Origin of the sequence: Streptomyces barringtoniae (genome assembly GCF_020819595.1) — a bacterium.
In the GTDB taxonomy this organism is placed as follows: domain Bacteria; phylum Actinomycetota; class Actinomycetes; order Streptomycetales; family Streptomycetaceae; genus Streptomyces; species Streptomyces barringtoniae.
The window spans coordinates 532049-558357 of the sequence record NZ_JAJHNP010000001.1 but is presented as its reverse complement, the minus strand read 5'-3'; the positions used below and the strand labels follow the sequence as shown (position 1 = coordinate 558357).

Sequence of the window (26309 nt, the reverse complement as noted above, 5' to 3'; positions counted from 1 at the left end):
AATTATTCAAAAAGGTCGGATCCTGAACTTCGGTTCGGGGTCCGGCCTTTTTACGTTTTCCTTAACGTGTCGTTCATGTCGCGCACCCAGCATCCAGCACATGGGAACTGCTGCAATGCTCAGGGCCGCCGGCGTCGGCCTCGGTGACGAGGTCGTCGTACCCGCCTTCGGGAACGTCGAAGTCGCCGAGGCCGTGACCCTGGCCGGTGCGCAGCCGGTGTTCGCCGACATAGACCCGGTGACCTACTGCCTCGACCCCGTCGCCGTAGAGGCAGCCGTAACTCCGCGTACCGCCGCGGTCGTTGTCGTACACCGCTTCGGACGGCAGGCCGACCTGCGGCGGTTGCACGGGCTCGGGCAGCGGCACGGCGTGCTGGTGCTGGAGCAGGGCGAGTCCGAGGTGCCGTACGACGAGATAGCCCAGCGCAGGGAGCGGGCCGCCTACCTCGACGGCAAGCTCAAGGGCGTACGGACGCCCGACGGCGGTGACGGCCACACCTACCAGCAGTACGTCGTGCGGGTGCCGGGCAACGGCCGGCCGGACCGGGACGCCTTCGCGATGGCCCTGCGGGCCAAGGGAGTTGAGTGCCGGGTGCCGGTCAAGACGCCCGTGCACCGGCTGCCGGAGTTCCGCCGCTGCGTGTCCCTGCCGCAGACGGAGCTGGCCGCCGACGAGACGCTGACGCTGCCCGTGGACGCCGCGCTCACCAAGCGGGAGATGCAGCGGATCGTGTCCGCGTGCAATGCGCTCGGCGGACTGCTGCAGCCCGCCTACTGAGCGGGTTCCGAACGAATTTGGGAAGTCGGGCCTGCTCGGGGTACAGTTTCTCCGTCGCCGCGAGGGAAACCTCGGAAACGACAGGCCCCTATAGCTCAGTCGGCAGAGCGTCTCCATGGTAAGGAGAAGGTCAACGGTTCGATTCCGTTTGGGGGCTCAACAAGAAAGACCCCGCCCTTCCGGGCGGGGTCTTTCTCATGCTCTCACGCGTCCTTGTGGATTCCCGGGACGCGCATCGCCAGGATAGCCATGTCGTCCGACGGGGCGTCCGACGCGAAGCGTTCCACCGCCCGCATGATGCGTGCCGCGACCGCGCCCGCCGTCAGACCCGTGCAGGTGGTGAGGACGTCGGCGAGGCCGTCGTCGCCCAGCATGCGCGCGCCCTCACGGCGTTCCGTGACGCCGTCCGTGACGCAGAGCAGTACGTCACCGGGATCGAGGGTGACGGTCTCCTCGTGCAGCTCCAGGTCCTCGATCACGCCCAGCAGCGGCTGCGGCTCGGCGGCCGGCGTCACCGTGCCGTCCTGGCGCAGGCGCAGCGGAAGCGGGTGGCCGGCGCAGACCACCTTCAGCTCGGCGCTGCCGTCCTCCTGCGGGCGCATCTCGCCGTAGAGCAGGGTCAGGAAGCGGCTGCGGTCGCCCTCGTCGAGGATCGCGGAGTTCAGGCGCTGCAGGACCGCCGGTCCGGACAGGCCCTCGCGGGCCAGTAGGCGCAGGGCGTGCCGGGCCAGGCCGGTGACCGCCGCCGCGTTCGGGCCCGTACCGCAGACGTCGCCGATGGCGAAGCCGTAGGCGCCGTTGCCGATCGGGAAGAGGTCGTAGAAGTCGCCGCCGACCTCGTTGCCCTCGCCGGCCGCGCGGTAGATGACCTCGACCTCGACGCCGTCGATGTTCGGGGTGCCGGGCGGGAGCAGACTGCGCTGGAGGGCCTGGCTGATGGCCGTGCGCTCCGAGTACAGGCGGGCGTTGTCCAGGGCGAGCGCGGCCCGGCGGGACAGGTCCTCGGCCAGTTCGAGGATTTCCTGGCGGAAGTGTTCGTCGGTGGGCTTGCCGAGGACGAGCATGCCGATGACGCGGTTGCGGGCCACGAGGGGCAGGACGACCGTCTCGCCGCCGACCGCGGAGGCCGTGGCGAGGGTCGGGCCGATGCCCGAGGAGATCTGGCGCGTGGGCCCGCCGGACAGGCCGAGGCTGCGCATGGAGCTGCGCAGGGCCGCCTGGTGCGCCACCTCGCCCGGGGTCGTCCAGACCCGGGCGCCGGGGGTCGGTACCGGGTCCGGCGGCGGGACCTTCGACAGCAGCGCCTTGATGCCGTCGATGAGTTCCTCGTCCTCGTGCAGGACGTACGACAGATACGGCTCGGAGGCCTGGTCGGCGATCGTATAGACGGCGCACCAGGTGGCCAGCGTGGGGACCGTCATCTGGGCCATCAGGGCCAGCGTCTGGTCGCGGTCCAGGGTGCCCGCCAGCAGGTCGGAGGCCTCGACCAGGAAGCTCAGGGAGCCGCGGCGCAGCCGCTCCAGCTCGCCCAGGCGGGCCGACTCGACGGCCAGGGCGATCCGGTCGGCGGCGAACTGCAGGCGCAGCGCCTCCTCGTTGGAGTACCGGCCCGGTGCCTCGGCCGCGACGCCGAGGGAGCCGGTGAGGCGGCCCTCGACCTTCAGCGGGACGGTGACGACCGAGCGCATGCCGGTGCCGGACAGCAGGGGTACGGCGCCGGGAACGGCGGTGAGGTCGTCGTGGACGGCGGGCATGCGTGCGGAGCCGTAGCGGCCGGGGCCGGCCTCGACGGGCACGCGCGCGAAGCGCTGGCGCGCGGAGGGCAGGCCGGTGGAGGCGCGGACCTCCAGCTCGGTCTCGTCGTCGGTGGCCAGCAGCAGGAACGCGGAGTCGCCGTCGAGCATGTCGCGGGCGCGCTCCACCGTGCGCTGCAGGAGGCCGTCGAGGTCGTCCGGGGCGGGGGAGCCGATGAAGACCTCGAAGGGGTCGGCGCCCTGGCCGTCGGAGGACTGGCCCTGGTCGCCGGCCGGGACGCGCGGCGGGGTCTGGAGTACGGCGCGCTCGTGCTCGCGGACCAGGAGACAGACGGTGGAGGGTTCGCCGCCGGTGTCGCGGACCCGGAGATGCGAGGCGTAGACCGAGGCGACCCGGCCGTCGGCGCCGCGGATGCCGTAGCTGCCCTCCCAGCGGGAGAGCTGCAGGGCCTCGGCCACGCCGGTGCTGGTGCCCGGGGTGTGCGGCCAGGCCGCCAGCTCGGTGAGGGGCCTGCCCATGACCTCGGCGGCCGGATAGCCGAACAGTTCTTCGGCGTCCTCGTTCCAGGAGGTGATGGTGCCCTTGCGGTCGACCTGGATGACGGCGACGCGGACCCGGCCGTCGGCCAGCGGGAGCAGGTCGGCGGGGAGGGACGGGCCGGCGGTGCGGGTGCCGACGGGGCGTTCGGGGAGGTTGAGCTGGAACCAGACGTTCTTGTGGGTGGGCGTGTAGTCGACGCCCCAGCGGGTGGCCAGGGCCGCGCACAGCTGCAGGCCGCGGCCGCCCTCGCGGTCGGGGCTGCCCATGGTGGCCGCGGCGTTCTGGAGGGGGACCTCGCGCTCGGGGTAGCGGTCGGAGACCTCGATGCGCACGCCGTCCTCGGCGCGCAGGCACAGGACGTCCGCGTGCGTGCCCGCGTGGACGACCGCGTTGGTCACCAGCTCGCTGGTGAGGACCACGGCGTCGTCGACGATGTCGGCGAAGCCCCAGCCCTGGAGGGTGTCGCGGACGAAGGACCGGGCGGTCGCGACCGATCGCCCGACGGGCTCGAAGGTGGCGGCCGCGCGCGCGGTGATCACAGAACTCCTCGGCCTGTTGTCGACGGGCAGGGCTGCCTGGCCGGCCGGCTCGCTGCGCTGCTGAGGCAACAGCTCGCCTGTCGGCTGTGGCTCCGGGGGCTGTCCCCCGGGGATGACTCCGGTGGTCATGGTCTGCGGCCGCCCCTCCGATGCCCGCTCGTTCTCGTGCCACCGCCCAGACCGGTCGCACCGGTGCGGCTGGACAGCCGCATGCAAGGTTACTTACCTTCGCCGTCCGAGCGGATGCCGGTCGCCGGTGTTCACCCCCCGAGGGGTGTGCGGACGATGTGCGAAGCTGCCGAACTGTTATGGCCTGGTTGGGCCGGGGTGAAACACTGGGCAAGCTTCTGATGAAGGTCGGGTCAGCCTGCGTGTGTTCCGTGTACGGCGGGCAGCAGCCTCTGGTGTGGCCGGATCTCGTCTGGCAGAAATACGCAGCAGTAACCGGTACGCGGAAGTATCCGGTATGCCGATGACGGGCATGCCGGGCCGAAGCGGTCGAGTACGGCAGTAACGGTCTACCCCTCCGGGAGGGACACAGTGGAGTCTGGCGCGGCGACGCGTGGCACGAAGACGCGCGCGAAAGGCGGACCGTCCCTGGGCAAGCGCGGCGACACCACCGCCGTGGACACGGCTGCCCTGAACCGGCTGCTGGCGGCTCTCGTCTCGATGCGTGACGGAAACTTCCGCAAGCGGCTCACGGTCTCCGGGGACGGCGTGATGTCGGAGATTGCGGCCGTCTTCAACGAGGTGGCCGACCGGAACCTGCATCTGACCGGTGAGCTGTCCCGGGTACGGCGCATGGTCGGCCGTGAGGGAAAACTCACGGAGCGGCTGGAGACGGGGGCCTGCGAGGGCTCCTGGGCGTCCGCGATCGACGCCTCCAACGCGCTCGTCGACGACCTGGTGTGGCCGGTGTCGGAGGTCGGCCGGGTGCTCACGGCGGTCGCCGAGGGTGATCTGTCGCCCCGGATGGAGCTGCGCACGCAGGCCCTGGACGGTGGCACCGGGCATCCGCTGCGGGGCGAGTTCCTGAAGGTCGGCCGTACCGTCAACAACCTGGTCGACCAGCTGTCGACGTTCACGGACGAGGTCACGCGCGTGGCCAGCGAGGTCGGCACCGAGGGCAAGCTCGGCGGTCAGGCCCGGGTGCGCGGAATGTCGGGTTCGTGGAAGGACCTGACCGAGTCCGTCAACACCATGGCGCGGCAGCTGACCGCCCAGGTGCGCGACATCGCGCTGGTGACGACGGCCGTGGCCCGGGGTGACCTGTCACGCAAGGTGACCGTGCAGGTCGCCGGCGAGATGCTGGAGCTGAAGAACACCGTCAACACGATGGTGGAGCAGCTGTCGTCCTTCTCCGTCGAGGTGACCCGGGTCGCCCGTGAGGTGGGCACCGAGGGCATCCTGGGCGGTCAGGCGCAGGTACCGGGCGTGGCCGGCGTGTGGAAGGAGCTCACCGACTCCGTCAACACGATGGCGGGCAACCTGACCGCTCAGGTGCGCGGGATCTCGCAGGTCACGACGGCGGTCGCCAACGGTGACCTGTCGCAGAAGGTGACGGTTCCGGCGCGCGGCGAGGTGGCGCAGCTCGCCGAGACGATCAACCAGATGACCGAGACGCTGCGGATCTTCGCGGACGAGGTCACGCGCGTGGCGAACGAGGTCGGCGCGGAGGGCCGGCTGGGCGGCCAGGCGAACGTGCCGGGCGCCGCCGGTACGTGGAAGGACCTGACGGACTCCGTCAACACGGTCTTCCGGAACCTGACCATCCAGGTGAGGGACATCGCGACCGTGACGACCGCCGTGGCCAACGGTGACCTGTCGCAGAAGGTCACGGTCGACGTGGCCGGCGAGATGCTGGAGCTGAAGAACACCGTCAACGGGATGGTGGACCAGCTGTCGGCGTTCGGCGCCGAGGTGACGCGGGTCGCGCGGGAGATCGGTGTCGAGGGCGAGCTGGGCGGTCAGGCGCAGGTGCCCGGTGCGGCCGGTGCGTGGAAGGACTTGACCGACTCCGTCAACACCGCGTTCCGCAACCTGACCGGGCAGGTGCGCAACATCGCCCAGGTGACCACGGCGGTGGCCAACGGTGACCTGTCGCAGAAGGTCACGGTCGACGTCTCCGGCGAGATGCTGAAGCTGAAGAACACCGTGAACACGATGGTGGACCAGCTGTCGAGCTTCGCCGACCAGGTCACGCGGATGGCCCGGGACGTGGGTACGGAGGGCCGGCTGGGCGGTCAGGCCCGGGTGGACGGCGTGTCGGGCACGTGGAAGGAGTTGACGGACTCCGTCAACTTCATGGCCGGCAACCTGACGTCCCAGGTACGGCAGATCGCCCAGGTGACGACGGCGGTGGCCCGCGGCGACCTGTCGCAGAAGATCGACGTTGACGCGCGCGGCGAGATTCTTGAGCTGAAGAACACGATCAACACGATGGTTGATCAGCTGTCCGCCTTCGCCGACCAGGTGACCCGGGTGGCGCGTGACGTGGGTACGGAAGGGCGGCTCGGCGGTCAGGCGCAGGTGCCCGGTGTGGCCGGTGTGTGGCGGGACCTGACCGACTCCGTGAACGGCATGGCCGGCAACCTGACGGCCCAGGTGCGCAACATCGCGCAGGTTGCCACCGCAGTGGCCCGCGGTGACCTCTCCCAGAAGATCACCGTGGACGCGCGCGGCGAGATCCTGGAGCTGAAGAACACCCTGAACACGATGGTGGACCAGCTGTCGTCGTTCGCCCAGGAGGTCACGCGTGTGGCCCGTGAGGTGGGTACGGAGGGCATGCTCGGCGGTCAGGCCGAGGTGCAGGGTGTCTCCGGCACCTGGAAGGACCTCACGCAGTCGGTGAACTTCATGGCGAACAACCTGACGATCCAGGTGCGCAACATTGCCGAGGTCACGACCGCGGTCGCCAAGGGCGACCTGTCGAAGAAGATCACTGTTGACGCCAAGGGTGAGATCCTTGAGCTCGTCACGACGGTCAACACCATGGTTGATCAGCTGTCCAGCTTCGCCGAGCAGGTGACCCGGGTGGCCCGTGAGGTGGGCACCGAGGGCATCCTGGGCGGCCAGGCCCATGTACCGGGCGTCACCGGTATCTGGAAGGACCTCAGCAACAACGTCAACCTGATGGCCAACAACCTGACCATGCAGGTGCGGAACATCTCCCAGGTCGCGGCGGCCGTCGCCAACGGTGACCTGACGCGGCAGGTGACGATCGAGGCGCGGGGCGAGGTCGCCCAGCTCGCCGACACCATCAACATCATGGTCAAGACGCTGAGTTCGTTCGCCGACCAGGTCACCAAGGTGGCCCGTGAGGTGGGCACGGACGGCATCCTGGGCGGCCAGGCGCACGTACCGGGTGTGGCCGGCACCTGGAAGGACCTCACCGAGTCCGTGAACCAGATGGCCTCCAACCTGACCGGTCAGGTGCGGAACATCGCCATGGTCACCACGGCCATCGCCAAGGGTGACCTGACGAAGAAGATCGACATTGACGCGCGCGGCGAGATCCTCGAGCTGAAGACGACGATCAACACGATGGTCGACCAGCTGTCCAGCTTCGCCGAGGAGGTCACCCGCGTGGCCCGCGAGGTGGGCACGGAAGGACAGCTCGGCGGCCAGGCACGCGTGCGTGACGTCGACGGCACCTGGCGGGACCTCACCGAGTCGGTGAACGAGATGGCCGGGAACCTGACCCGGCAGGTGCGTGCCATCGCGCGCGTGGCGACCGCGGTGACCCGTGGCGACCTGAACCTGAAGATCGACGTCGACGCGTCCGGCGAGATCCAGGAACTGCAGGACTACATCAACAAGATGATCGCCAACCTGCGCGACACCACGATCGCCAACAAGGAGCAGGACTGGCTCAAGGGCAACCTGGCCCGTATCTCCGGACTGATGCAGGGCCGCCGGGACCTGGAGGACGTGGCCTCGCTGATCATGAGTGAGCTGACGCCGGTGGTGTCCGCGCAGCACGGCGCGTTCTTCGTGGCGATGCCGCTCATGGAGGGCAAGGACGCCCCCGACGGCGAGGACAACTACGAGCTGCGGATGCTGGGCTCGTACGGCTACTCGATGGGCTCCATGCCGACGTCGTTCCGGCCCGGTGAGGCGCTGGTCGGCACGGCCGCCGAGGAGAAGCGCACGATCCTGGTGGAGAACGCGCCGAGCGGCTACCTGAGGATCTCCTCCGGCCTCGGCGAGGCCCCGCCGGCGCAGGTGATCGTGCTGCCGGTGCTGTTCGAGGGCAACGTCCTCGGCGTGATCGAGCTGGCCTCCTTCACGCCGTTCACGCAGATCCAGAAGGACTTCCTCAACCAGCTCGCCGAGATGATCGCGACGAGCGTCAACACCATCTCGGTCAACACCAAGACCGAGCAGCTGCTGAAACAGTCGCAGGAGCTGACCGAGCAACTGAGGGAGCGGTCGGCCGAGTTGGAGAACCGGCAGAAGGCGCTGCAGGCCTCCAACGCCGAACTGGAGGAGAAGGCCGAGCTGCTGGCCCGGCAGAACCGCGACATCGAGGTGAAGAACACCGAGATCGAGGAGGCCCGCCAGGTCCTGGAGGAGCGCGCCGAGCAGCTCGCGGTGTCGATGCGCTACAAGAGCGAGTTCCTCGCCAACATGTCGCACGAGCTGCGCACGCCGCTCAACTCGCTGCTGATTCTGGCCAAGTTGCTCGCCGACAACGCCGAGGGCAACCTCTCGCCCAAGCAGGTGGAGTTCGCCGAGACCATTCACGGCGCCGGTTCCGACCTGCTCCAGCTGATCAACGACATCCTCGACCTGTCGAAGGTCGAGGCGGGCAAGATGGACGTCTCCCCGACGCGTATCGCGCTCGTACAGCTCGTGGACTACGTGGAGGCCACCTTCCGCCCGCTGACCGCGGAGAAGGGCCTGGATCTGTCCGTACGGGTCTCCCCGGAACTGCCCGCGACCCTGCACACCGACGAGCAGCGGCTGCTGCAGGTGCTGCGCAACCTGTTGTCGAACGCGGTGAAGTTCACCGACTCCGGGTCGGTGGAGCTGGTCATCCGGCCGGCCGGCGCGGACGTGCCGATGGGCATCCGGGAGCAACTGCTGGAGGCCGGCTCGCTGACCGATCCGGACGCGCCGCTGATCGCGTTCTCGGTGACGGACACCGGCATCGGCATCGCGGCCAGCAAGATGCGGGTGATCTTCGAGGCGTTCAAGCAGGCGGACGGCACGACCAGCCGCAAGTACGGCGGCACCGGCCTCGGCCTGTCGATCTCCCGGGAGATCGCTCAGCTGCTCGGCGGTGAGATCCACGCGCAGAGCGAACCGGGCCGCGGCTCGACGTTCACGCTGTACCTGCCGCTGCACCCGAGCGAACTGCCGCCGCAGGGCTACCAGCAGTCCGTGCCCCCGCTGGAGGCGGGGGAGCTGCTGGCCTCCGAGGCCGAGCGGTCCTCGAAGCTGTCCGCCGTGGAGATCGAGACCCCGGCCGAGGTGAAGTCGTACCACGAGACGCAGAACGGCCCGGCGGCGCTCTTCCGGCGTCGGCGCAGGGGCCTGCCGCAGGGCGAGCAGCGGCCGGAGCACTGGGCGGCGGTGCCCGAGCAGGAGAGCACGCCGCACTCCGCGCGCGGTGTGCGGTTCGGCGGCGAGAAGGTGCTGATCGTCGACGACGACATCCGCAACGTGTTCGCCCTGACCAGTGTCCTGGAGCAGCACGGTCTCTCGGTGCTGTACGCCGAGAACGGCCGCGAGGGCATCGAGGTGCTGGAGCAGCACGACGACGTGGCGGTCGTGCTGATGGACATCATGATGCCGGAGATGGACGGGTACGCCACGACCACGGCGATCCGCAGGATGCCGCAGTTCGCCGGGCTGCCGATCATCGCACTGACCGCCAAGGCGATGAAGGGCGACCGGGAGAAGGCGATCCAGTCCGGTGCCTCCGACTACGTGACCAAGCCGGTCGACCCGGATCATCTGCTGGCCGTGATGCAGCAGTGGATGGGTGGAAAGTGACGAGATCCGGCCACCGGGATGTGAACACACCGGGAACCCTTGGCATGGTTCGGGAGTTGCCCACTTGAGGTGATGGCGAACGTTCGACTTGAGGTGGCGTGCGAACGTATGGGAATGCCGGATTCCGGGAACCATCCCGGCCCCCGCCGCGTTTCCGGTACGTGCACAGTGACATCGCGGTGACAGGGTGTGGCGACAGGCGGGGTGCGGCTACGATGACCGGCACAAGGACGGGCGGCGAAAGGGAGTCGTCCCCTGGGGCGGCGCCCGGTGTACCGCCGGGGCGAGGAGGGCGGGCCATGGTGCAGAAGGCCAAGATCCTCCTGGTCGATGACCGGCCGGAGAATCTGCTGGCGCTGGAGGCGATCCTCTCGGCGCTCGATCAGACGCTGGTGCGGGCATCGTCCGGGGAGGAAGCGCTCAAGGCACTGCTCACGGACGATTTCGCGGTCATTCTGCTCGACGTCCAGATGCCGGGCATGGACGGGTTCGAGACCGCCGCGCACATCAAGCGGCGCGAGCGGACCCGGGACATTCCGATCATCTTTCTCACGGCGATCAACCACGGCCCGCACCACACCTTCCGGGGCTATGCGGCGGGGGCGGTCGACTACATCTCCAAGCCCTTCGACCCGTGGGTGCTGCGCGCGAAGGTCTCGGTGTTCGTCGAGCTGTACATGAAGAACTGTCAGCTGCGGGAGCAGGCGGCGCTGCTGCGGCTGCAGTTGGAGGGCGGCGGCAAGGGCGCGGTCGGCGGCAAGGAGTCCGCCGGGCTGCTCGCGGAGCTGTCCGCGCGGCTCGCGGCAGTCGAGGAACAGGCCGAGGCGCTGTCCAAGCAGCTGGACGACGATTCGGCGGACGCGGCCGCGGTGGCCACGGCGGCCCATCTGGAGCGCAAACTCACCGGGTTGCGGCGCGCCCTCGACGCCCTGGAGCCGGGTGCCGGCCCCGGCGGCTCGTCGGTGTCGGCGCAGAACTGACGTACACCCGGGCGGCGGTTGCCGATGAGCGTGCGTCAGTTCCGGTCCCCGTCAGGGGCGACACGAACGGGTGAAGCTGTGGGCACACGTGTCCGCTGTCGTCTCCCCCGGTAACCTCACACCCATGGCCTCACGTCCCTCCGCAGCCAAGAAGCAGCCCGCGAAGAAGGCGGCTGCTCCGGCGAAGGCTCCGGCGAAGAAGGCCGCAGCGAAGAAGGCCCCGGCAAAGAAGGCGCCCGCCAAGAAGGCCCCGGCCAGAAAGGCCGCGCCGCCGAAGCCGGCGCCCAGCCCCACCGGGGGCGTGTACCGGCTCGTGCGCGCCCTCTGGCTGGGCCTCGCGCACGCCGTCGGCGCCGTCTTCCGCGGCATAGGGCAGGGCGCGAGGAACCTCGATCCGGCCCACCGCAAGGACGGCATCGCGCTGCTGCTGTTCGGCATCGCGCTGATCGTCGCCGCCGGCACCTGGGCCGACCTCAAGGGTCCCGTCGGCGACCTCGTGGAGATCCTCGTCACGGGCGCATTCGGCCGGCTCGACCTGCTGGTGCCGATACTGCTCGCGGTGATCGCCGTACGGTTCATCCGGCACCCGGAGCAGCCCGAGGCCAACGGCCGGATCGTGATCGGCCTGTCCGCGCTCGTCATCGGCGTGCTCGGGCAGGTCCACATCGCGTGCGGCTCGCCCGCGCGCAGCGAGGGCATGCAGGCCATAAGGGACGCCGGTGGCCTCATCGGATGGGCGGCGGCCACCCCGCTGACGTACAGCATGAGCGACGCGCTCGCCGTACCGCTGCTGGTGCTGCTGACGATCTTCGGGCTGCTCGTGGTGACGGCCACCCCCGTCAACGCCATCCCGCAGCGGCTGCGGTCGCTCGGTGTGCGCCTGGGCGTGCTGCACGACCACGAGGCGGAGGAGTTCACCGAGGAGGACGCGCGCTACGACGAGCAGTGGCGCGAAGCGCTGCCCGCGCGCCCCCGAAAGCGCTCGTCCGCCCCCAAGGCGTACGACCCCGACAGCGCCGAGGAGGAGGCCCTCTCGCAGCGCCGTGGCCGCCCCAGGCGCTCCGCGGTGCCCCAGCCGGATCCGCAGCGCCGGATGGACGCCGTGGACGTCGCGGCGGCCGCAGCCGCGGCGCTCGACGGCGCGGTGCTGCACGGCATGCCGCCCTCCCCGCTGGTGGCCGACCTCACCCAGGGCGTCAGCGTCGGCGACCGTGAGGAGACCACTCCGGTGCCCACTCCGGCGCCGGCTCCCGAGCCCGCCCCGGCGCCGGTCCCGGCCGCCCGCCCCAAGCAGGAGAAGCTCAAGGCGGGGGTCGTCCCCGACCTGACCAAGCAGGCCCCCGAGGAGCCGCGCGACCTGCCGCCGCGCGCGGAGCAGCTCCAGCTCTCCGGGGACATCACCTACTCGCTGCCGTCGCTGGACCTGCTCACGCGCGGTGGGCCCGGCAAGGCGCGCAGCGAGGCGAACGACGCGGTCGTCGCCTCGCTCACCCAGGTCTTCACCGAGTTCAAGGTCGACGCCGCCGTCACCGGCTTCACCCGCGGCCCGACGGTCACCCGTTACGAGGTCGAGCTCGGCCCCGCCGTGAAGGTCGAGCGGATCACCGCGCTGACCAAGAACATCGCGTACGCCGTGGCCAGCCCGGACGTGCGGATCATCAGCCCGATCCCCGGCAAGTCCGCGGTCGGCATCGAGATCCCGAACACCGACCGTGAGATGGTCAACCTCGGCGACGTACTGCGCCTCGCGGAGTCCGCCGAGGACGACGACCCGATGCTGGTCGCCTTCGGCAAGGACGTCGAGGGCGGGTACGTGATGCACTCGCTGGCGAAGATGCCGCACATGCTGGTCGCCGGTGCGACCGGCTCCGGCAAGTCGTCCTGCATCAACTGCCTGATCACCTCGGTCATGATGCGGGCGACCCCCGAGGACGTCCGGTTGATCCTGGTCGACCCCAAGCGCGTCGAGCTGACCGCCTACGAGGGCATCCCGCACCTGATCACGCCGATCATCACCAACCCCAAGCGGGCCGCCGAGGCCCTCCAGTGGGTCGTACGCGAGATGGATCTGCGCTACGACGACCTCGCGGCGTACGGCTACCGGCACATCGACGACTTCAACCAGGCCGTCCGCGACGGCAAGGTCAAGCCGCCCGAGGGCAGCGAGCGCGAGCTGCAGCCGTACCCTTACCTGCTGGTGATCGTGGACGAGCTGGCCGACCTGATGATGGTCGCCCCCCGGGACGTCGAGGACTCGATCGTGCGCATCACCCAGCTCGCGCGCGCGGCCGGCATCCACCTGGTGCTCGCCACCCAGCGCCCGTCGGTCGACGTGGTCACCGGCCTCATCAAGGCCAACGTGCCCTCCCGGCTGGCCTTCGCCACCTCCTCGCTCGCCGACTCCCGGGTCATCCTCGACCAGCCCGGCGCCGAGAAGCTGATCGGCAAGGGCGACGGCCTGTTCCTGCCGATGGGCGCGAACAAGCCGACCCGTATGCAGGGTGCGTTCGTCACCGAGGCCGAGGTCGCGGCCGTCGTGCAGCACTGCAAGGACCAGATGGCGCCGGTCTTCCGGGACGACGTCACGGTCGGCACCAAGCAGAAGAAGGAGATCGACGAGGACATCGGCGACGACCTGGACCTGCTGTGCCAGGCGGCCGAGCTGGTCGTCTCCACCCAGTTCGGGTCGACCTCCATGCTCCAGCGCAAGTTGCGCGTCGGCTTCGCCAAGGCCGGGAGGCTCATGGACCTCATGGAGTCCCGCAACATCGTGGGCCCGAGCGAGGGATCCAAGGCACGTGACGTTCTTGTGAAGGCTGAAGAGCTGGACGGCGTGCTCGCCATGATTCGCGGGGAGTCTGAGGAGTAGGGCGAAGGGCCGTCCGGCGGACGCCGGTCACGCCGGGCGGCGGTGCGTCGTGATCCACCCGTTAGAGAACGGCGAGCAACCGTTTCCCTTCGTCGTACGTCCAGTTGAGCGAAAGGACAGATAGGCATCCCACCATGGGGTACCTGCCTGTCGAATCATAGGAATGTCCGGCCATTCCTATGGTGTCAAAGTCCGACCGCCCGGTTGCCCCACCCTTTCGTACCCCCCCTAGACTGAGCTTCCAGCACAGGTGGCTACACGCTCGAAAGGCGCCCCCGTGTCCATCGGCAACTCCCCTGAAGACGAGCGTCCGTTCCAAGACGAGTCCCAGGAACCCCGTGTCTCCGTGGGCCGCGCCCTGCAGCAGGCGCGGATCGCGGCCGGGCTCACCGTGGACGACGTCAGCACTGCCACTCGTGTCCGTATCGCCATCGTCCACGCCATCGAGGCGGACGACTTCGCGCCCTGTGGCGGCGATGTGTACGCCCGCGGGCACATCCGCACGCTGGCCAGGGCCGTCCACCTCGACCCCGCACCCCTGATCGTCCAGTACGACGCCGAGCACGGCGGCCGCCCCGCTCCCACCCCGGCAGCGCCCCTGTTCGAGGCCGAGCGGATCCGGCCCGAGCGGCGCGGGCCCAACTGGACCGCCGCCATGGTCGCCGCGATCGTCGTGGTGATCGGCTTCGTGGGCTTCACCGCGGTCAAGGGCGGTGGCTCCGGAAACGATGCGAAGTCGCAGGTCGCCGGGGGCGGCGGTACGCCCGCCGCGAGCAAGTCCGCCTCGCCGAGGCCGACGAAGGACAAGCCCGTCGCGCCGAGCCCCGCGCCCTCCGACAGTGCCATCGCCGCCGCGCCCCAGGACAAGGTGACCGTCCAGGTCAGTGCGCCCAACGGACGCAGCTGGATCTCGGCCAAGGACCACAACGGCCGGATGCTCTTCGACGGGCTGCTGAACAAGGGCGAGTCCAAGACGTTCCAGGACAGCTCGAAGATCAACCTGATCCTCGGTGACGCCGGCGCCATCGAGCTCTACGTCAACGGCAAGAAGATCGACGACAACTTCCAGCCGGGCCAGGTGCAGCGCCTCACCTACACGAAGGGCGACCCCGTCGCGGGGTAGGCCGTTTCCGGGGCGGAACGGATGTGACGGGGTCGGCCAAGATCGGCCAACCCCGTCGACGTGGGCTGTCAGTGAGACGAAGTACTCTTGAGCCCATGCCTGAACGCCGCACCGTCGCACTCGTCACTCTCGGCTGCGCCCGTAACGAGGTGGACTCGGAGGAGCTCGCAGGCCGTTTGGAGGCGGACGGCTGGCAGCTCGTCGAGGACGCCGCGGACGCAGACGTCGCCGTGGTCAACACCTGTGGCTTCGTCGAGGCCGCGAAGAAGGACTCCGTCGACGCCCTCCTGGAGGCCAACGACCTCAAGGACCATGGCAGAACCCAGGCCGTCGTGGCGGTGGGCTGCATGGCCGAGCGGTACGGCAAGGAGCTGGCCGAGGCGCTGCCCGAGGCCGACGGCGTTCTCGGCTTCGACGACTACGCGGACATCTCCGACCGCCTGCAGACCATCCTGTCCGGCGGCATCCACGCCTCCCACACCCCGCGCGACCGTCGCAAGCTGCTCCCGATCAGCCCGGCCGAGCGGCAGGAGTCGGCCGCGTCCGTCGCCCTGCCCGGACACGGTCCCGCAGACCTCCCGGAGGGCGTCGCGCCCGCCTCCGGCCCCCGCGCGCCCATGCGCCGCCGCCTGGACGGCTCCCCGGTGGCCTCGGTGAAGCTCGCCTCCGGCTGCGACCGGCGCTGCTCCTTCTGCGCCATCCCGTCCTTTCGCGGCTCCTTCATCTCCCGCCGCCCCAGCGACGTGCTGAACGAGACGCGGTGGCTGGCCGAGCAGGGCGTGAAGGAGATCATGCTGGTCTCCGAGAACAACACCTCCTACGGCAAGGACCTGGGCGACATCCGCCTGCTGGAGTCCCTGCTGCCCGAGCTGGCCGAGGTCGACGGCATCGAGCGGGTGCGGGTCAGCTACCTGCAGCCGGCCGAGATGCGCCCCGGCCTGATCGACGTACTGACCTCCACCCCGAAGGTCGCCTCCTACTTCGACCTGTCCTTCCAGCACTCCGCGCCCGGCGTGCTGCGCGCCATGCGCCGCTTCGGCGACACCGACCGCTTCCTGGAACTGCTCGACACCATCCGCTCCAAGGCGCCCGAGGCCGGCGTGCGCTCCAACTTCATCGTCGGATTCCCCGGCGAGAGCGAGGCGGACCTGGCCGAGCTGGAGCGCTTCCTGAACGGCGCCCGCCTGGACGCCATCGGTGTCTTCGGCTACTCCGACGAGGAGGGCACGGAGGCGGCGACCTACGACAACAAGCTCGACGAGGACGTCGTGGCCGAGCGCCTGGCCCGGGTGTCCCGGCTGGCCGAGGAACTCGTCTCGCAGCGCGCCGAGGAGCGCGTCGGCGACACCGTGCGCGTCCTGGTCGAGTCCGTCGACGAGGAAGAGGGCGTGTACGGCCGTGCCGCGCACCAGGCGCCCGAGACCGACGGCCAGGTCCTGCTCACGAGCGGCGCCGGGCTGAGCGTCGGACGTATGGTCGAGGCGAAGGTGGTCGGTACGGAAGGTGTCGACCTGGTGGCCGAGCCGCTGACCGGCTCGCTCGCGTGTAGTGAGGAGGCGGGCAGATGACCGGAGTCCCGGCATCCGCCGCGGGTGGCTCCTCCGGCGCGCACGGGGCCCGGGGTTCCGCCGCTGCCGACGACGCCCGGTCCGAGGTCTCCGGTTCTGCTCCAGGTCCCGACAGCGGCGGCAAGGCCCCGCGCGGCGGGAAGATCGCGGCCGCGGCCGTCAACCAGGCGAGCGTCTGGAACGTTGCCAATCTGCTGACCATGCTCCGGCTGGTCCTGGTGCCCGGCTTCGTGGCGCTGATGCTGGCGAACGGCGGCTACGACCCGGCCTGGCGCTCGCTGGCCTGGGCGGCCTTCGCCATCGCCATGATCACCGACCTGTTCGACGGGCATCTGGCGCGCACCTACAACCTGGTCACCGACTTCGGGAAGATCGCCGACCCCATCGCCGACAAGGCGATCATGGGGGCGGCGCTGATCTGTCTGTCGGCCCTGGGCGATCTGCCGTGGTGGGTGACCGCCGTGATCCTCGGCCGGGAACTCGGCATCACGCTGCTGCGTTTTCTGGTCATTCGCTATGGCGTGATCCCGGCCAGCCGTGGAGGCAAGCTGAAGACCCTCACCCAGGGGGTGGCGGTCGGGATGTATGTCCTGGCGCTGACGGGATGGCTGGCCACGCTGAGGTTCTGGGTGATGGCCGTGGCGGTCGTCCTCACCGTCGTCACAGGACTCGACTACGTAAGACAAGCCATTGTGCTGCGCAGGCGGGGAATCGCCGAGCGCGCGGCGGCGTTGGAGGAGAAGGAAGCGTGAGCTCACAGGCCACCGAACTGGTGCGACTACTGACCGTGAGGGGCGAGACCCTCGCTGTCGCCGAGTCGCTCACCGGTGGTCTGGTGGCGGCGGAGATCACCTCTGTCCCCGGGGCGTCCAAGGTGTTCCGGGGCTCGGTCACCGCCTACGCCACCGAGCTGAAGCACGAGCTGCTCGGCGTCGACGCCGCCCTGCTCGCACAGCGAGGAGCGGTGGATCCGCAGGTCGCGGGCGACATGGCGGCCGGCGTACGGAAGGCCCTGGGAGCCGACTGGGGCGTCGCGACCACCGGAGTCGCCGGCCCCGAACCACAGGACGGCAAGCCCGTCGGGACGGTCTTCGTGGCCGTCGACGGGCCGCTCACCGACCGCCCCGGTTGCGCCGGTGGCGGAAAAGTGGAGGCTCTGCGGTTGAACGGCAGCCGTGCGGAAATTCGTATGGAGAGTGTACGGAGCGTGCTCGCAGTGCTCCTCGAGCAGCTTGCGGGCGAACAGACCGGTAATGAGCGGGCACAGGATACGGAACGGAACGGGGGGTTTTGATGTTTGCAGCCCTGAGTGAACACGACATCGCTCCCCGCACGGCCGCAGCGCGAGGCGGTACGGTGGGGCGAGAAGGATGCGGCTACGCGGTCCGAGGAGGGAGCCACCGATGATTCTGCTCCGTCGCCTGCTGGGTGACGTGCTGCGTCGGCAGCGCCAACGCCAGGGCCGTACTCTGCGCGAAGTCTCCTCGTCCGCCCGAGTCTCACTCGGCTATCTCTCCGAGGTGGAGCGGGGGCAGAAGGAGGCTTCCTCCGAGCTGCTCTCCGCCATCTGCGACGCGCTGGACGTACGGATGTCGGAACTCATGCGGGAAGTGAGCGACGAGCTGGCGCTCGCCGAACTGGCCCAGTCCGCCGCGGCCACCGAGCCCGTGCCCACGCCGGTCCGTCCGATGCTGGGTTCCGTCTCGGTGACCGGTGTGCCACCGGAACGGGTGACCATCAAGGCGCCCGCCGAGGCAGTGGACGTGGTCGCCGCGTGACGTACGCGTGCGCGGCTTAGCGAACGTGTGAAGCCCCGGCCGGCCTTCTCTGATGAACCCGAGAAGGTCGGCTGGGGCTTTCGTTTTGCCGACCGCATGTGCGATGTGCGTCACTTTTGTGCCCGTTTGCCGGGCTCGCTCGGTGCGGTCATGGTGGAGGGACGTGACGGCGCCGAAGCACCGGAGGAAGCGGATGTACGTCGTGAAGAGCCCGTTGGCCGACGCGGACCTGAAGACCGTGTCCGAGGCGCTGCAGGGCGCCCTCGTCGACCTGGTGGACCTCTCCCTGGTCGCCAAGCAGATCCACTGGAACATCGTCGGACCCCGTTTCCGCTCCATCCACCTCCAGCTCGACGAGGTCGTCGCCTCCGCGCGCACCCACTCCGACACCGTGGCCGAGCGGGCCTCGGCCCTGGGTGTACCGCCGGACGGGCGCGCCGCCACCGTGGCCTCCGGCAGCGGCATCGGCACCACTGCGGCGGGCTGGGTCAAGGACGGGGACGCGGTCCGGGCGATGGTGGAAGCGCTCGGCGCGGTGATCACCCGGATGCGGGAGCGGGTGGCGGCGACGGGGGAGCCGGATCCGGTGACCCAGGACATCCTCATCGGGATCACGGCGGATCTGGAGAAGCACCACTGGATGTTCCAGGCCGAGAACGCGTGAGCGGTTCGGCCGGTGGCGGCTGCCGGTGCCCCCCTCGGCGGGGGTGCCGGACTCGTCTTCGTGCACCGGTGAGCCCGAGATGCGCCTCCCGTGCGGTTCGGGCGGCGGTCTAGCGTCCCGCAGGAGGTGGTGGCGGCCATGGTGGGACGGATAGCGAGCTGGACGGTCGGGCTGGGACTCGGAGCCCTGTGGTGGTGGGCTGTGCTGCGGATCACCCTGGGGCAGGGCGCAGGCGTGCTGGAAGGCGCCGTCGCGGCCGGCGGCTGGGGGCTCGGCCTGCTGCCCGTGCACTGCGTTCCCGAGGGGCAGGCCGTGGGTGCCGTGCGGAAGGGGCGCTGGGCGGCCGCCTGGCGGGCGGGGGACGCTACCAGGGCATCGCGACGCCTCCGTTCGGGCGAAGTATCTGGCCCGTGGTGAACGCCGAGGCGTCCGACGCCAGGTACAACACCGCGTGAGCGACGTCGTCCGGCTCACCGACCCGGCCCAGCGGCGCCATCCGGGCCATCACGCCCTCGGTGTGCGCCTGCGCCTCGCGGTCGTGGCGGTCGGTCATGGGGGTGCGGATCCAGCCCGGCGCGATCGCGTTGACCCGGATACCGTGCCGGCCGACCTCGGTGGCCAGCGTCTTGGTCAGCTGGACCACGGCCGCCTTCGCCACGCCGTAGCAGAGCAGCCCCGGCCCGCCGGTGTCGACCGCGCCGGAGGCCATGGTGACGATGCTGCCCCGCGTGTCACGGGCCAGCATCGAGCGGGCCGCCTCCTGGCAGGCGTACAGCACGCCCTTGAAGTTGACGTTCAGCACCCGGTCGAGATCCTCGTCGCGGGTCTCCAGCACGGGGCTGCTGTGCATGATCCCGGCGATCGCCGCCATCACGTCCAGGCGCTCGCAGGACTGGACGGCCTCGGCGAGCCGGGCCCGGTCGGTGACGTCCAGGACATGGGTACGGGCCGTGCCGCCGCGTTTCTCGATCAGCTCCGCCGTGCCCTGCAGGCCGAACGTGTCCCGGTCGGCGCAGTGCACCGTCGCCCCCGCCTCGGCGAGCAGCACGGCAGAGGCCCGGCCGATACCGCCGGCGGCTCCGGTGACGAATGCGGTGCGTCCGGTGAGGTCGTACGCCGTGAGGGGCATGTAGCGACGGTACGAGGGTTTCTGACGGATCGTCAATTCCTGTGCGGGGACTGGCTCGGCGTGCGCGCACAGGCCGGGGTCGCGGGTGTCTCCGGGGTTGTCGCCGGAGTGCGGACCGGCTGTCGCCGGGGCCTGGGACGGGGGACGACCGGGGTGCGGGCGGCGCGGATCCTGGTTGCCTCGGCGTCGTCGGCTCGGGAGTCGGCGGGCTCGGGTGTGGGAGCTCGGGTGTGGAAGGGCTCGGGTACCGGGTGACTTGGGGTACTGGGCGGCTCGAGGCACAGGAGGGCTCGGCGTACGGGAGGGTGGGCGTAGGCGGCTTGGGTGCGCCTGGCCGGGGTCGGGCGGGGGCGTGGATGTGACGGGTGGGTGCGGGGTGGGGCGTCAAGTGGTGCGGCGGGGCCGGCGGTCTCGGCGGTGTTGCGGTGAGCCGGGGCCCGGGGCGGGGCCCGGCTGGCAGGTGGGGCACCAGTAGGTGGGGCGTTCCCGGGAGCCGTCGCCCTGGTCGGCCATGCGGACCGGGGTGTGGCAGCGCAGGCAGGGGCGGGGCGCGCGGCCGTAGACGAACAGGTCGTGCCGGTGCAGGCCCGTGGTCTGGCGTACCGGGCGGTCGCGGTTCGCCTCCAGGAGTCTCTTGGCGAGCGCGGGCAGCTTCTCGGCGCGGTCCGCGGGCAGTGCGCCGACCGGCAGCCACGGGGTGACGCCCAGCAGGAAGCACAGCTCGCTCTTGTAGATGTTGCCGATGCCGGCCAGGTTGCGCTGGTCGAGCAGGGCCTCGCCGAGCGGGCGGGCGGGGTCGGCGAGGAGGTTGGCGAGGGCGCGCTCGGGGTCCCAGTCCGGGCCGAGCAGGTCGGGGCCCAGGTGGCCGACGACCCGCTCCTCCTCGCTCGTGCGCAGCAGCTCCAGGACCTGGAGCCGGTAGCCCACGGCCGTGCGGTCGGCGGTGCCGAGGATCGCCCGGATCTGGTGTGCCGGGCCGCCCCGCCAGCGCTCGCCGGTGCCGTACACCTTCCAGGTGCCCTCCATCCGCAGATGCGTGTGGAGGGTCAGACCGCCCTCGAACCGGGTGAGCAGGTGTTTGCCGCGCGGGACCGTGCTGAGCACCGTACGACCGGTGAGGTCGACCGTGGCGTACTTCGGCACCCGGAAGTCGCTGCGGGTCAGCGCCTTGCCCGCGAGGGCCTCGTGCAGCCGCCTCGCGGCCTGCCAGACCGTGTCACCTTCGGGCATGGGTCAAGGGTGCCACGCGCAGCGCGTCAAGCGGCGGGGGACCTTGTCGATGTGCGGCTCCGCCGCGCGGGCCTGACCAGCGACGATGGTGCCGCAGGCAGACGACGGCACATCGCGGCAGGTGCACCAGCCGAGGCACTTGGCGGAGCGTCACGCTCTCAGCCGCAGGCCGCGCGGCGTGGCCACGAAGCCCGCTGCTTCGAGCAGGGTGCCTATGGGTGAGGTCAGGGCCTGGGCGCCGTTGATCCGCTCGACGGTGACCGTGCCGAGGGAGCCCGCGCGGGCCGCCGCGGCCAGGGCTTGAGCGGCCGTACGGAGACGGGCGTCGTCCGGGGCCGCGGTGTCCGGGCCGGCGGGCCAGGCCAGCAGGGTCTTGCCGCCGCGCTCCATGTACAGCGTCAGCTCGCCCTCCACCAGGACGACCAGCGAGCCCGCCTTGCGGCCCGGCTTGTGCCCGGCACCCGTCGGTGGCTCGGGCCAGGACAGGGCCGCGCCGTACGCGTTGGCGGGATCGGCCGCGGCGAGGACCACGGCACGCGGGTCGGGTGGGGTCGTGCCTGTACGACCGCTGCCGTACCCCCTGTGCACCGGTGAGCCGTAGGCGCCGGCCCCGCCTCCTCGGGGGCCGCCGTAGCCGGGGGAGGCGAAGGGGTCGGCGAGGTCGCGGGGCGAGACGTAGTCACCGGGGGCGGGCCGGGGGTCCGCCGGCGGCCAGGTGAAGTCGCCGTCGAGGCCGGGGTGGGCGAAGCCGCCGTCCGCCCCGTCGAAGGTGCCGGGGAGGGGGTGTTCGTGGGGTGCGCCGTCGCTGCCGCCGAAGTCGTTCGGGAACGCCGGTGCGACAAAGCCGTTCGAGGAACTCGGGAAGCCGTTCCCGGGAGCCGCGGCGGACAGGCTCTCGCCGCGCTCGCGGGCATTGGACACCGCGCGGAGCCGGTCCACCGCACCGTCCATGGCGAACTGGGCCGCGCCCAGGCCCTCGACCACATAGCCGCGCCGTGCCTGGCCGCTCTCCTCGAACGCGGTCAGCACGCGGTACACCGCCGAGAAGCCGCCCTCGACCCCCTCCGCGGCGACCGCCCCCCGGGTGACCACGCCGTGCCGGTCCAGCAAGGTGCGGGCCAGCGCGTGCGCGCGCACGGTGGCCTCCGGCTCGGCCGCCGGGAGCAGGGACCAGCGGCCGGCGACCGTCGGCGGGCCCGTACGGGACGCGGTGCGTGCGGCCGCCGTCAGGGAGCCGTAGCGCCCGCGCGGGACGGCACGCTTGGCGCGGTGGGCGGTCGAGCCCGCCGTACGGCCCGAGCCCAGCAGGGAGCGCATCGGCGCGAGGGTGTCGTTGGTGAGCCGGCCCGACCAGGCCAGGTCCCAGAGCGCGTCGGCCAGTTGGGGGTCGGTGACGTCGGGGTGGGTGGTGGCACGGACCTGATCGCCGATCTGGCGGAAGAACAGGCCATAGCCACCTGAGAGCGCGTCCAGGACGGACTGGTGCAGCGCGGTCAGCTCCAGCGGGTGGGGCGGCGGGAGCAGCAGCGGGGCCGCGTCCGCCAGATAGAGGGAGACCCAGCCGTCCTTGCCGGGCAGGGCGCCCGCGCCGGCCCACACCACTTCGCCGGCGGCGGTCAGCTCGTCGAGCATCGAGGGCGTGTAGTTCGCCACGCGGGAGGGCAGGACCAGCTTCTCCAGGGCGGAGGCGGGCACGGAGGCGCCCTGCAACTGCTCGACGGCGCGCACCAGTCCGTCGATGCCACGCAGACCGTGCCCCTTGCCGATGTGCTGCCACTGGGGCAGGAACTGGGCGAGCGCGGCCGGAGGCACGGGCTCCAGCTCATGGCGTAGGGCCGCCAGGGAGCGGCGGCGCAGGCGGCGCAGTACGGCCGCGTCGCACCACTCCTGGCCGATGCCCGCCGGGTGGAACTCGCCCTGCACGACCCGGCCGTTCGCGGCGAGCCGCTGCAGGGCGCCCTCGGTGACCGCCACGCCCAGGCCGAAGCGGGCCGCCGCCGTGGCCGACGTGAACGGGCCGTGCGTGCGGGCGTACCGCGCGAGGAGATCGCCCAGCGGGTCCTTGACCGGCTCGGTGAAGGCCTCGGGCACGCCGACCGGCAGTGCCGTGCCGAGCGCGTCGCGCAGCCGGCCCGCGTCCTCGACCGCCGCCCAGTGGTCGGCGCCGGCGATGCGGACCTTGATGGCCCTGCGGGCGCCGGCCAGCTCGCGCGCCCACTGCGGATCCGCGCCCCTCGCCACCAGCTCGGCGTCGGTGAGCGGGCCGAGCAGCCGCAGCACATCGGCCACGCCCTCCACGTCCTTCACCCGCCGGTCCTCGGTGAGCCACTGCAGCTCGCGCTCCAGCTCGGTCAGCACCTCGGCGTCGAGCAGTTCGCGCAGCTCCGCCTGGCCCAGCAGCTCGGCCAGCAGCCGGGAGTCCAGGGACAGCGCGGCGGCGCGACGCTCGGCCAGCGGGGAGTCGCCCTCGTACAGGAACTGGGCGACGTACCCGAACAGCAGGGAGCGGGCGAACGGGGACGGCTCCGGGGTGGTGACCTCGACCAGGCGGACCTTGCGGGACTCGATGTCGCCCATCAGCTCGACGAGCCCGGGGACGTCGAAGACGTCCTGGAGGCACTCGCGGACGGCCTCCAGGACGATCGGGAAGGAGCCGAACTCGCTGGCCACCTGGAGCAGTTGGGCCGCACGCTGGCGCTGCTGCCACAGCGGGGTGCGCTTGCCGGGGCTGCGGCGCGGCAGCAGCAGCGCACGGGCCGCGCACTCGCGGAACCGGGAGGCGAACAGCGCGGAGCCGCCGACCTGGTCGGTGACGATCTGGTCGACCTCGCCCTTGTCGAAGCCGACGTCCGCCGCGCCGACGGGCGCCTGGTCGCTGTCGTACTCCGTGCCGGCCTTCATGGGCTCCTGGTCGAGCAGGTCCAGGCCCATCAGGTCGGCGTCGGGCAGGCGCAGCACGATACCGTCGTCGGCGTGCATGACCTGCGCGTCCATGCCGTACCGCTCGGACAGGCGGGCGCCGAGCGCGAGGGCCCAGGGGGCGTGCACCTGGGCGCCGAAGGGGGAGTGGACGACGACCCGCCAGTCGCCGAGCTCGTCGCGGAAGCGCTCCACCACGATCGTGCGGTCGTCCGGGACATGGCCGCAGGCCTCGCGCTGCTCGTCCAGATACGACAGCACGTTGTCCGCCGCCCAGGCGTCGAGGCCCGCCGCCAGCAGCCGCAGCCGGGCGTCGTCCCGGGACAGCGCGCCGACCTCGCGCAGGAACGCGCCCACCGCGCGGCCCAGTTCGAGCGGGCGGCCCAGCTGGTCGCCCTTCCAGAAGGGCAGCCGGCCCGGCACGCCGGGCGCGGGGGAGACCAGGACACGGTCGCGCGTGATGTCCTCGATGCGCCATGAACTCGTGCCCAGCGTGAAGACGTCGCCCACGCGGGACTCGTAGACCATCTCCTCGTCCAGCTCGCCGACCCGGCCGCCGCCCTTCTTGGGGTCGGCACCGGCGAGGAAGACTCCGAAGAGGCCCCGGTCGGGGATCGTGCCCCCGGAGGTCACGGCGAGGCGCTGGGCGCCCGGGCGTCCGGTGATCTCGCCGGTCACGCGGTCCCAGACCACGCGCGGTCGGAGCTCCGCGAAGGCGTCGGACGGATAGCGGCCCGCGAGCATGTCGAGGACCGCCGTGAACGCCGACTCGGGCAGCGACGAGAAAGGTGCCGCACGGCGGACCAGGGCGAGCAGGTCGTCGAACTGCCAGGTGTCCAGCGCCGTCATCGCGACCAACTGCTGTGCGAGCACGTCGAGCGGGTTCGCGGGCACCTTCAGGGACTCGATCGAGCCCGAACGCATCCGCTCGGTGACCACCGCGGCCTGGACGAGGTCACCGCGGTACTTGGGGAAGACGACACCGGTGGAGACGGCGCCCACCTGGTGCCCCGCGCGGCCGACGCGCTGCAGCCCGGAGGCGACCGACGGCGGGGACTCGACCTGCACGACCAGGTCGACGGCGCCCATGTCGATGCCCAGCTCCAGGCTGGACGTGGCGACCACGGCGGGCAGCCGGCCCGCCTTCAGGTCCTCCTCGACCAGGGCGCGCTGCTCCTTGGAGACCGAGCCGTGGTGCGCGCGGGCGATCACCGGTGGTGCGCCCTGTGCCGCGCCCGAGCCGCCCATCAGCTGGGCCGGGGCGTGGTGTTCGTCCAGGGTCTCGCCGGTCGCCCGCTCGTAGGCGATCTCGTTCAGCCGGTTGCACAGCCGCTCGGCGAGGCGCCGGGAGTTGGCGAACACGATGGTGGAGCGGTGGGACTGGACCAGGTCGGCGATCCGCTCCTCCACATGCGGCCAGATCGACGGCCGCTCGGCGCCCTCGGCCGAGTCCGCCGCCGGGGAGCCGCCCAGCTCGCCCATGTCCTCGACCGGGACGACCACGGACAGGTCGAACTCCTTGCCGGACTCCGGCTGGACGATCTCGACCTTGCGACGCGGCGAGAGGTACCGGGCCACCTCGTCCACCGGGCGGACGGTCGCCGACAGGCCGATCCGGCGGGCGGGCTTCGGCAGTAGTTCGTCCAGCCGCTCCAGGGAGAGCGCGAGATGGGCGCCGCGCTTGGTGCCCGCGACCGCGTGCACCTCGTCCAGGATCACCGTCTCCACGCCCGTGAGCGCATCGCGTGTGGCCGAGGTCAGCATCAGGAACAGCGACTCGGGGGTGGTGATCAGGATGTCCGGCGGGCGGGTGGACAGGGCGCGCCGCTCGGCCGCCGGGGTGTCGCCGGAGCGGATGCCGACCCTGACCTCGGGCTCGGGCAGGCCCCGACGCACGGACTCCTGGCGGATGCCGGTCAGCGGGCTGCGCAGGTTGCGCTCGACGTCGACCGCCAGGGCCTTCAGCGGGGACACGTAGAGCACCCGGCAGCGTTTCCTGGGGTCGGCCGGGGGCGGGGCCGAGGCCAGCTGGTCCAGGGCGGCGAGGAACGCGGCCAGCGTCTTGCCCGAGCCGGTCGGGGCCACCACCAGCACGTCCGAGCCCGCACCGATGGCCTGCCACGCGCCGGCCTGGGCCGCGGTGGGCGCGGAGAACGCCCCCGTGAACCAGCCGCGGGTCGCGGGGGAGAAGCCGTCGAGGGCTCGGTGTGCGGAGCTGACCATGCGTCCATCCTGCACCCGGCCACTGACAATCGCGCTGACCTGGTCAAACGCCGTGCGGCGGGGGAGGGGCGGGCGGGAGCCGGGCGCGGGGAAGCTGCGGGCGGGGTGCGGGATAGCCGACGGTGGTGGGCTGCGGTCGTGTGGCGGCGAGCGGGCCGAGGCTGGGCACGGGCCGAGGCTGGGCGTCGGGCGGTGGGCGGAGAAGGGGCCGAGG

General features: G+C 71.2%; 14 protein-coding genes and 1 tRNA gene. 11 read left to right on the top strand and 4 right to left on the bottom strand.

Annotated features, from left to right (window positions below):
- The first annotated feature begins 115 nt into the window (after window positions 1-115).
- Together LMU33_RS02305 and LMU33_RS02300 are read left to right on the top strand one after the other, a co-directional pair.
- Window positions 116-778 (top strand): DegT/DnrJ/EryC1/StrS family aminotransferase, encoded by a 663-nt coding sequence (locus LMU33_RS02305; protein WP_228616879.1) that lies wholly within the window; start codon window positions 116-118, stop codon window positions 776-778.
- Between the two features lie 84 nt (window positions 779-862).
- Window positions 863-935, top strand: a tRNA-Thr gene (locus tag LMU33_RS02300).
- 46 nt (window positions 936-981) lie between these two features.
- On the opposite strand, the gene LMU33_RS02295 is transcribed toward LMU33_RS02300, so the two are convergent.
- Entirely contained in the window at window positions 982-3741 is a 2760-nt protein-coding gene (locus LMU33_RS02295; RefSeq protein WP_228616830.1) for a SpoIIE family protein phosphatase, read from the bottom strand.
- A gap of 411 nt (window positions 3742-4152) precedes the next feature.
- Here LMU33_RS02295 and LMU33_RS02290 point away from each other — a divergent pair, with 411 nt between their 5' ends.
- The 9 genes from LMU33_RS02290 (at window position 4153) to LMU33_RS02250 (ending at window position 18594) form a co-directional block, all read left to right on the top strand.
- Window positions 4153-9612 carry a HAMP domain-containing protein gene (locus LMU33_RS02290; protein WP_228616828.1) on the top strand — a complete coding sequence of 1820 codons (5460 nt, stop codon included), beginning with the start codon at window positions 4153-4155 and terminating at the stop codon, window positions 9610-9612.
- A 299-nt stretch (window positions 9613-9911) separates the two neighbouring features.
- The gene (locus LMU33_RS02285) at window positions 9912-10592 is read left to right on the top strand and encodes a response regulator (protein ID WP_228616825.1); all 681 of its coding nucleotides are present in this window, start codon (window positions 9912-9914) and stop codon (window positions 10590-10592) included.
- 124 nt (window positions 10593-10716) lie between these two features.
- Entirely contained in the window at window positions 10717-13461 is a 2745-nt protein-coding gene (locus LMU33_RS02280; protein WP_228616823.1) for a DNA translocase FtsK, read from the top strand.
- 277 nt (window positions 13462-13738) lie between these two features.
- On the top strand, window positions 13739-14584 hold the full coding sequence (locus tag LMU33_RS02275; RefSeq protein WP_228616821.1) for a helix-turn-helix domain-containing protein: 846 nt from the start codon (window positions 13739-13741) through the stop codon (window positions 14582-14584).
- 95 nt (window positions 14585-14679) lie between these two features.
- Window positions 14680-16152: a 30S ribosomal protein S12 methylthiotransferase RimO gene (gene rimO / locus LMU33_RS02270; RefSeq protein WP_228616819.1), complete on the top strand. Its 1473-nt coding sequence runs from the start codon at window positions 14680-14682 to the stop codon at window positions 16150-16152.
- Window positions 16149-16904: a CDP-diacylglycerol--glycerol-3-phosphate 3-phosphatidyltransferase gene (gene pgsA / locus LMU33_RS02265; protein ID WP_228616817.1), complete on the top strand. Its 756-nt coding sequence runs from the start codon at window positions 16149-16151 to the stop codon at window positions 16902-16904. The genes rimO and pgsA overlap by 4 nt, the downstream gene beginning before the upstream one ends.
- Window positions 16901-17446, top strand: a complete 546-nt coding sequence (locus LMU33_RS02260; protein WP_228616815.1) for a CinA family protein — start codon at window positions 16901-16903, stop codon at window positions 17444-17446. Before pgsA ends, LMU33_RS02260 begins: the two co-directional genes overlap by 4 nt.
- 109 nt (window positions 17447-17555) lie before the next feature.
- Window positions 17556-17930, top strand: coding sequence for a helix-turn-helix domain-containing protein (locus tag LMU33_RS02255; protein ID WP_030178264.1), 375 nt, complete (start codon window positions 17556-17558; stop codon window positions 17928-17930).
- A 193-nt stretch (window positions 17931-18123) separates the two neighbouring features.
- The gene (locus LMU33_RS02250) at window positions 18124-18594 is read left to right on the top strand and encodes a Dps family protein (protein WP_228616877.1); all 471 of its coding nucleotides are present in this window, start codon (window positions 18124-18126) and stop codon (window positions 18592-18594) included.
- Window positions 18595-18958: 364 nt separating this feature from the next.
- Here the strand turns inward: LMU33_RS02250 and LMU33_RS02240 are convergent, their stop codons facing one another.
- From LMU33_RS02240 to LMU33_RS02230, 3 genes are all read right to left on the bottom strand, one after another.
- Window positions 18959-19723 carry an SDR family NAD(P)-dependent oxidoreductase gene (locus LMU33_RS02240; protein WP_228616812.1) on the bottom strand — a complete coding sequence of 255 codons (765 nt, stop codon included), beginning with the start codon at window positions 19721-19723 and terminating at the stop codon, window positions 18959-18961.
- A gap of 384 nt (window positions 19724-20107) precedes the next feature.
- A complete protein-coding gene (locus LMU33_RS02235; protein ID WP_228616810.1) occupies window positions 20108-20953 on the bottom strand; it encodes an Fpg/Nei family DNA glycosylase in 846 nt (281 codons plus the stop codon).
- A gap of 150 nt (window positions 20954-21103) precedes the next feature.
- Complete coding sequence (locus tag LMU33_RS02230; protein ID WP_228616808.1) at window positions 21104-26095, bottom strand: ATP-dependent helicase; 4992 nt, start codon at window positions 26093-26095, stop codon at window positions 21104-21106.
- Window positions 26096-26309: the final 214 nt, after the last annotated feature.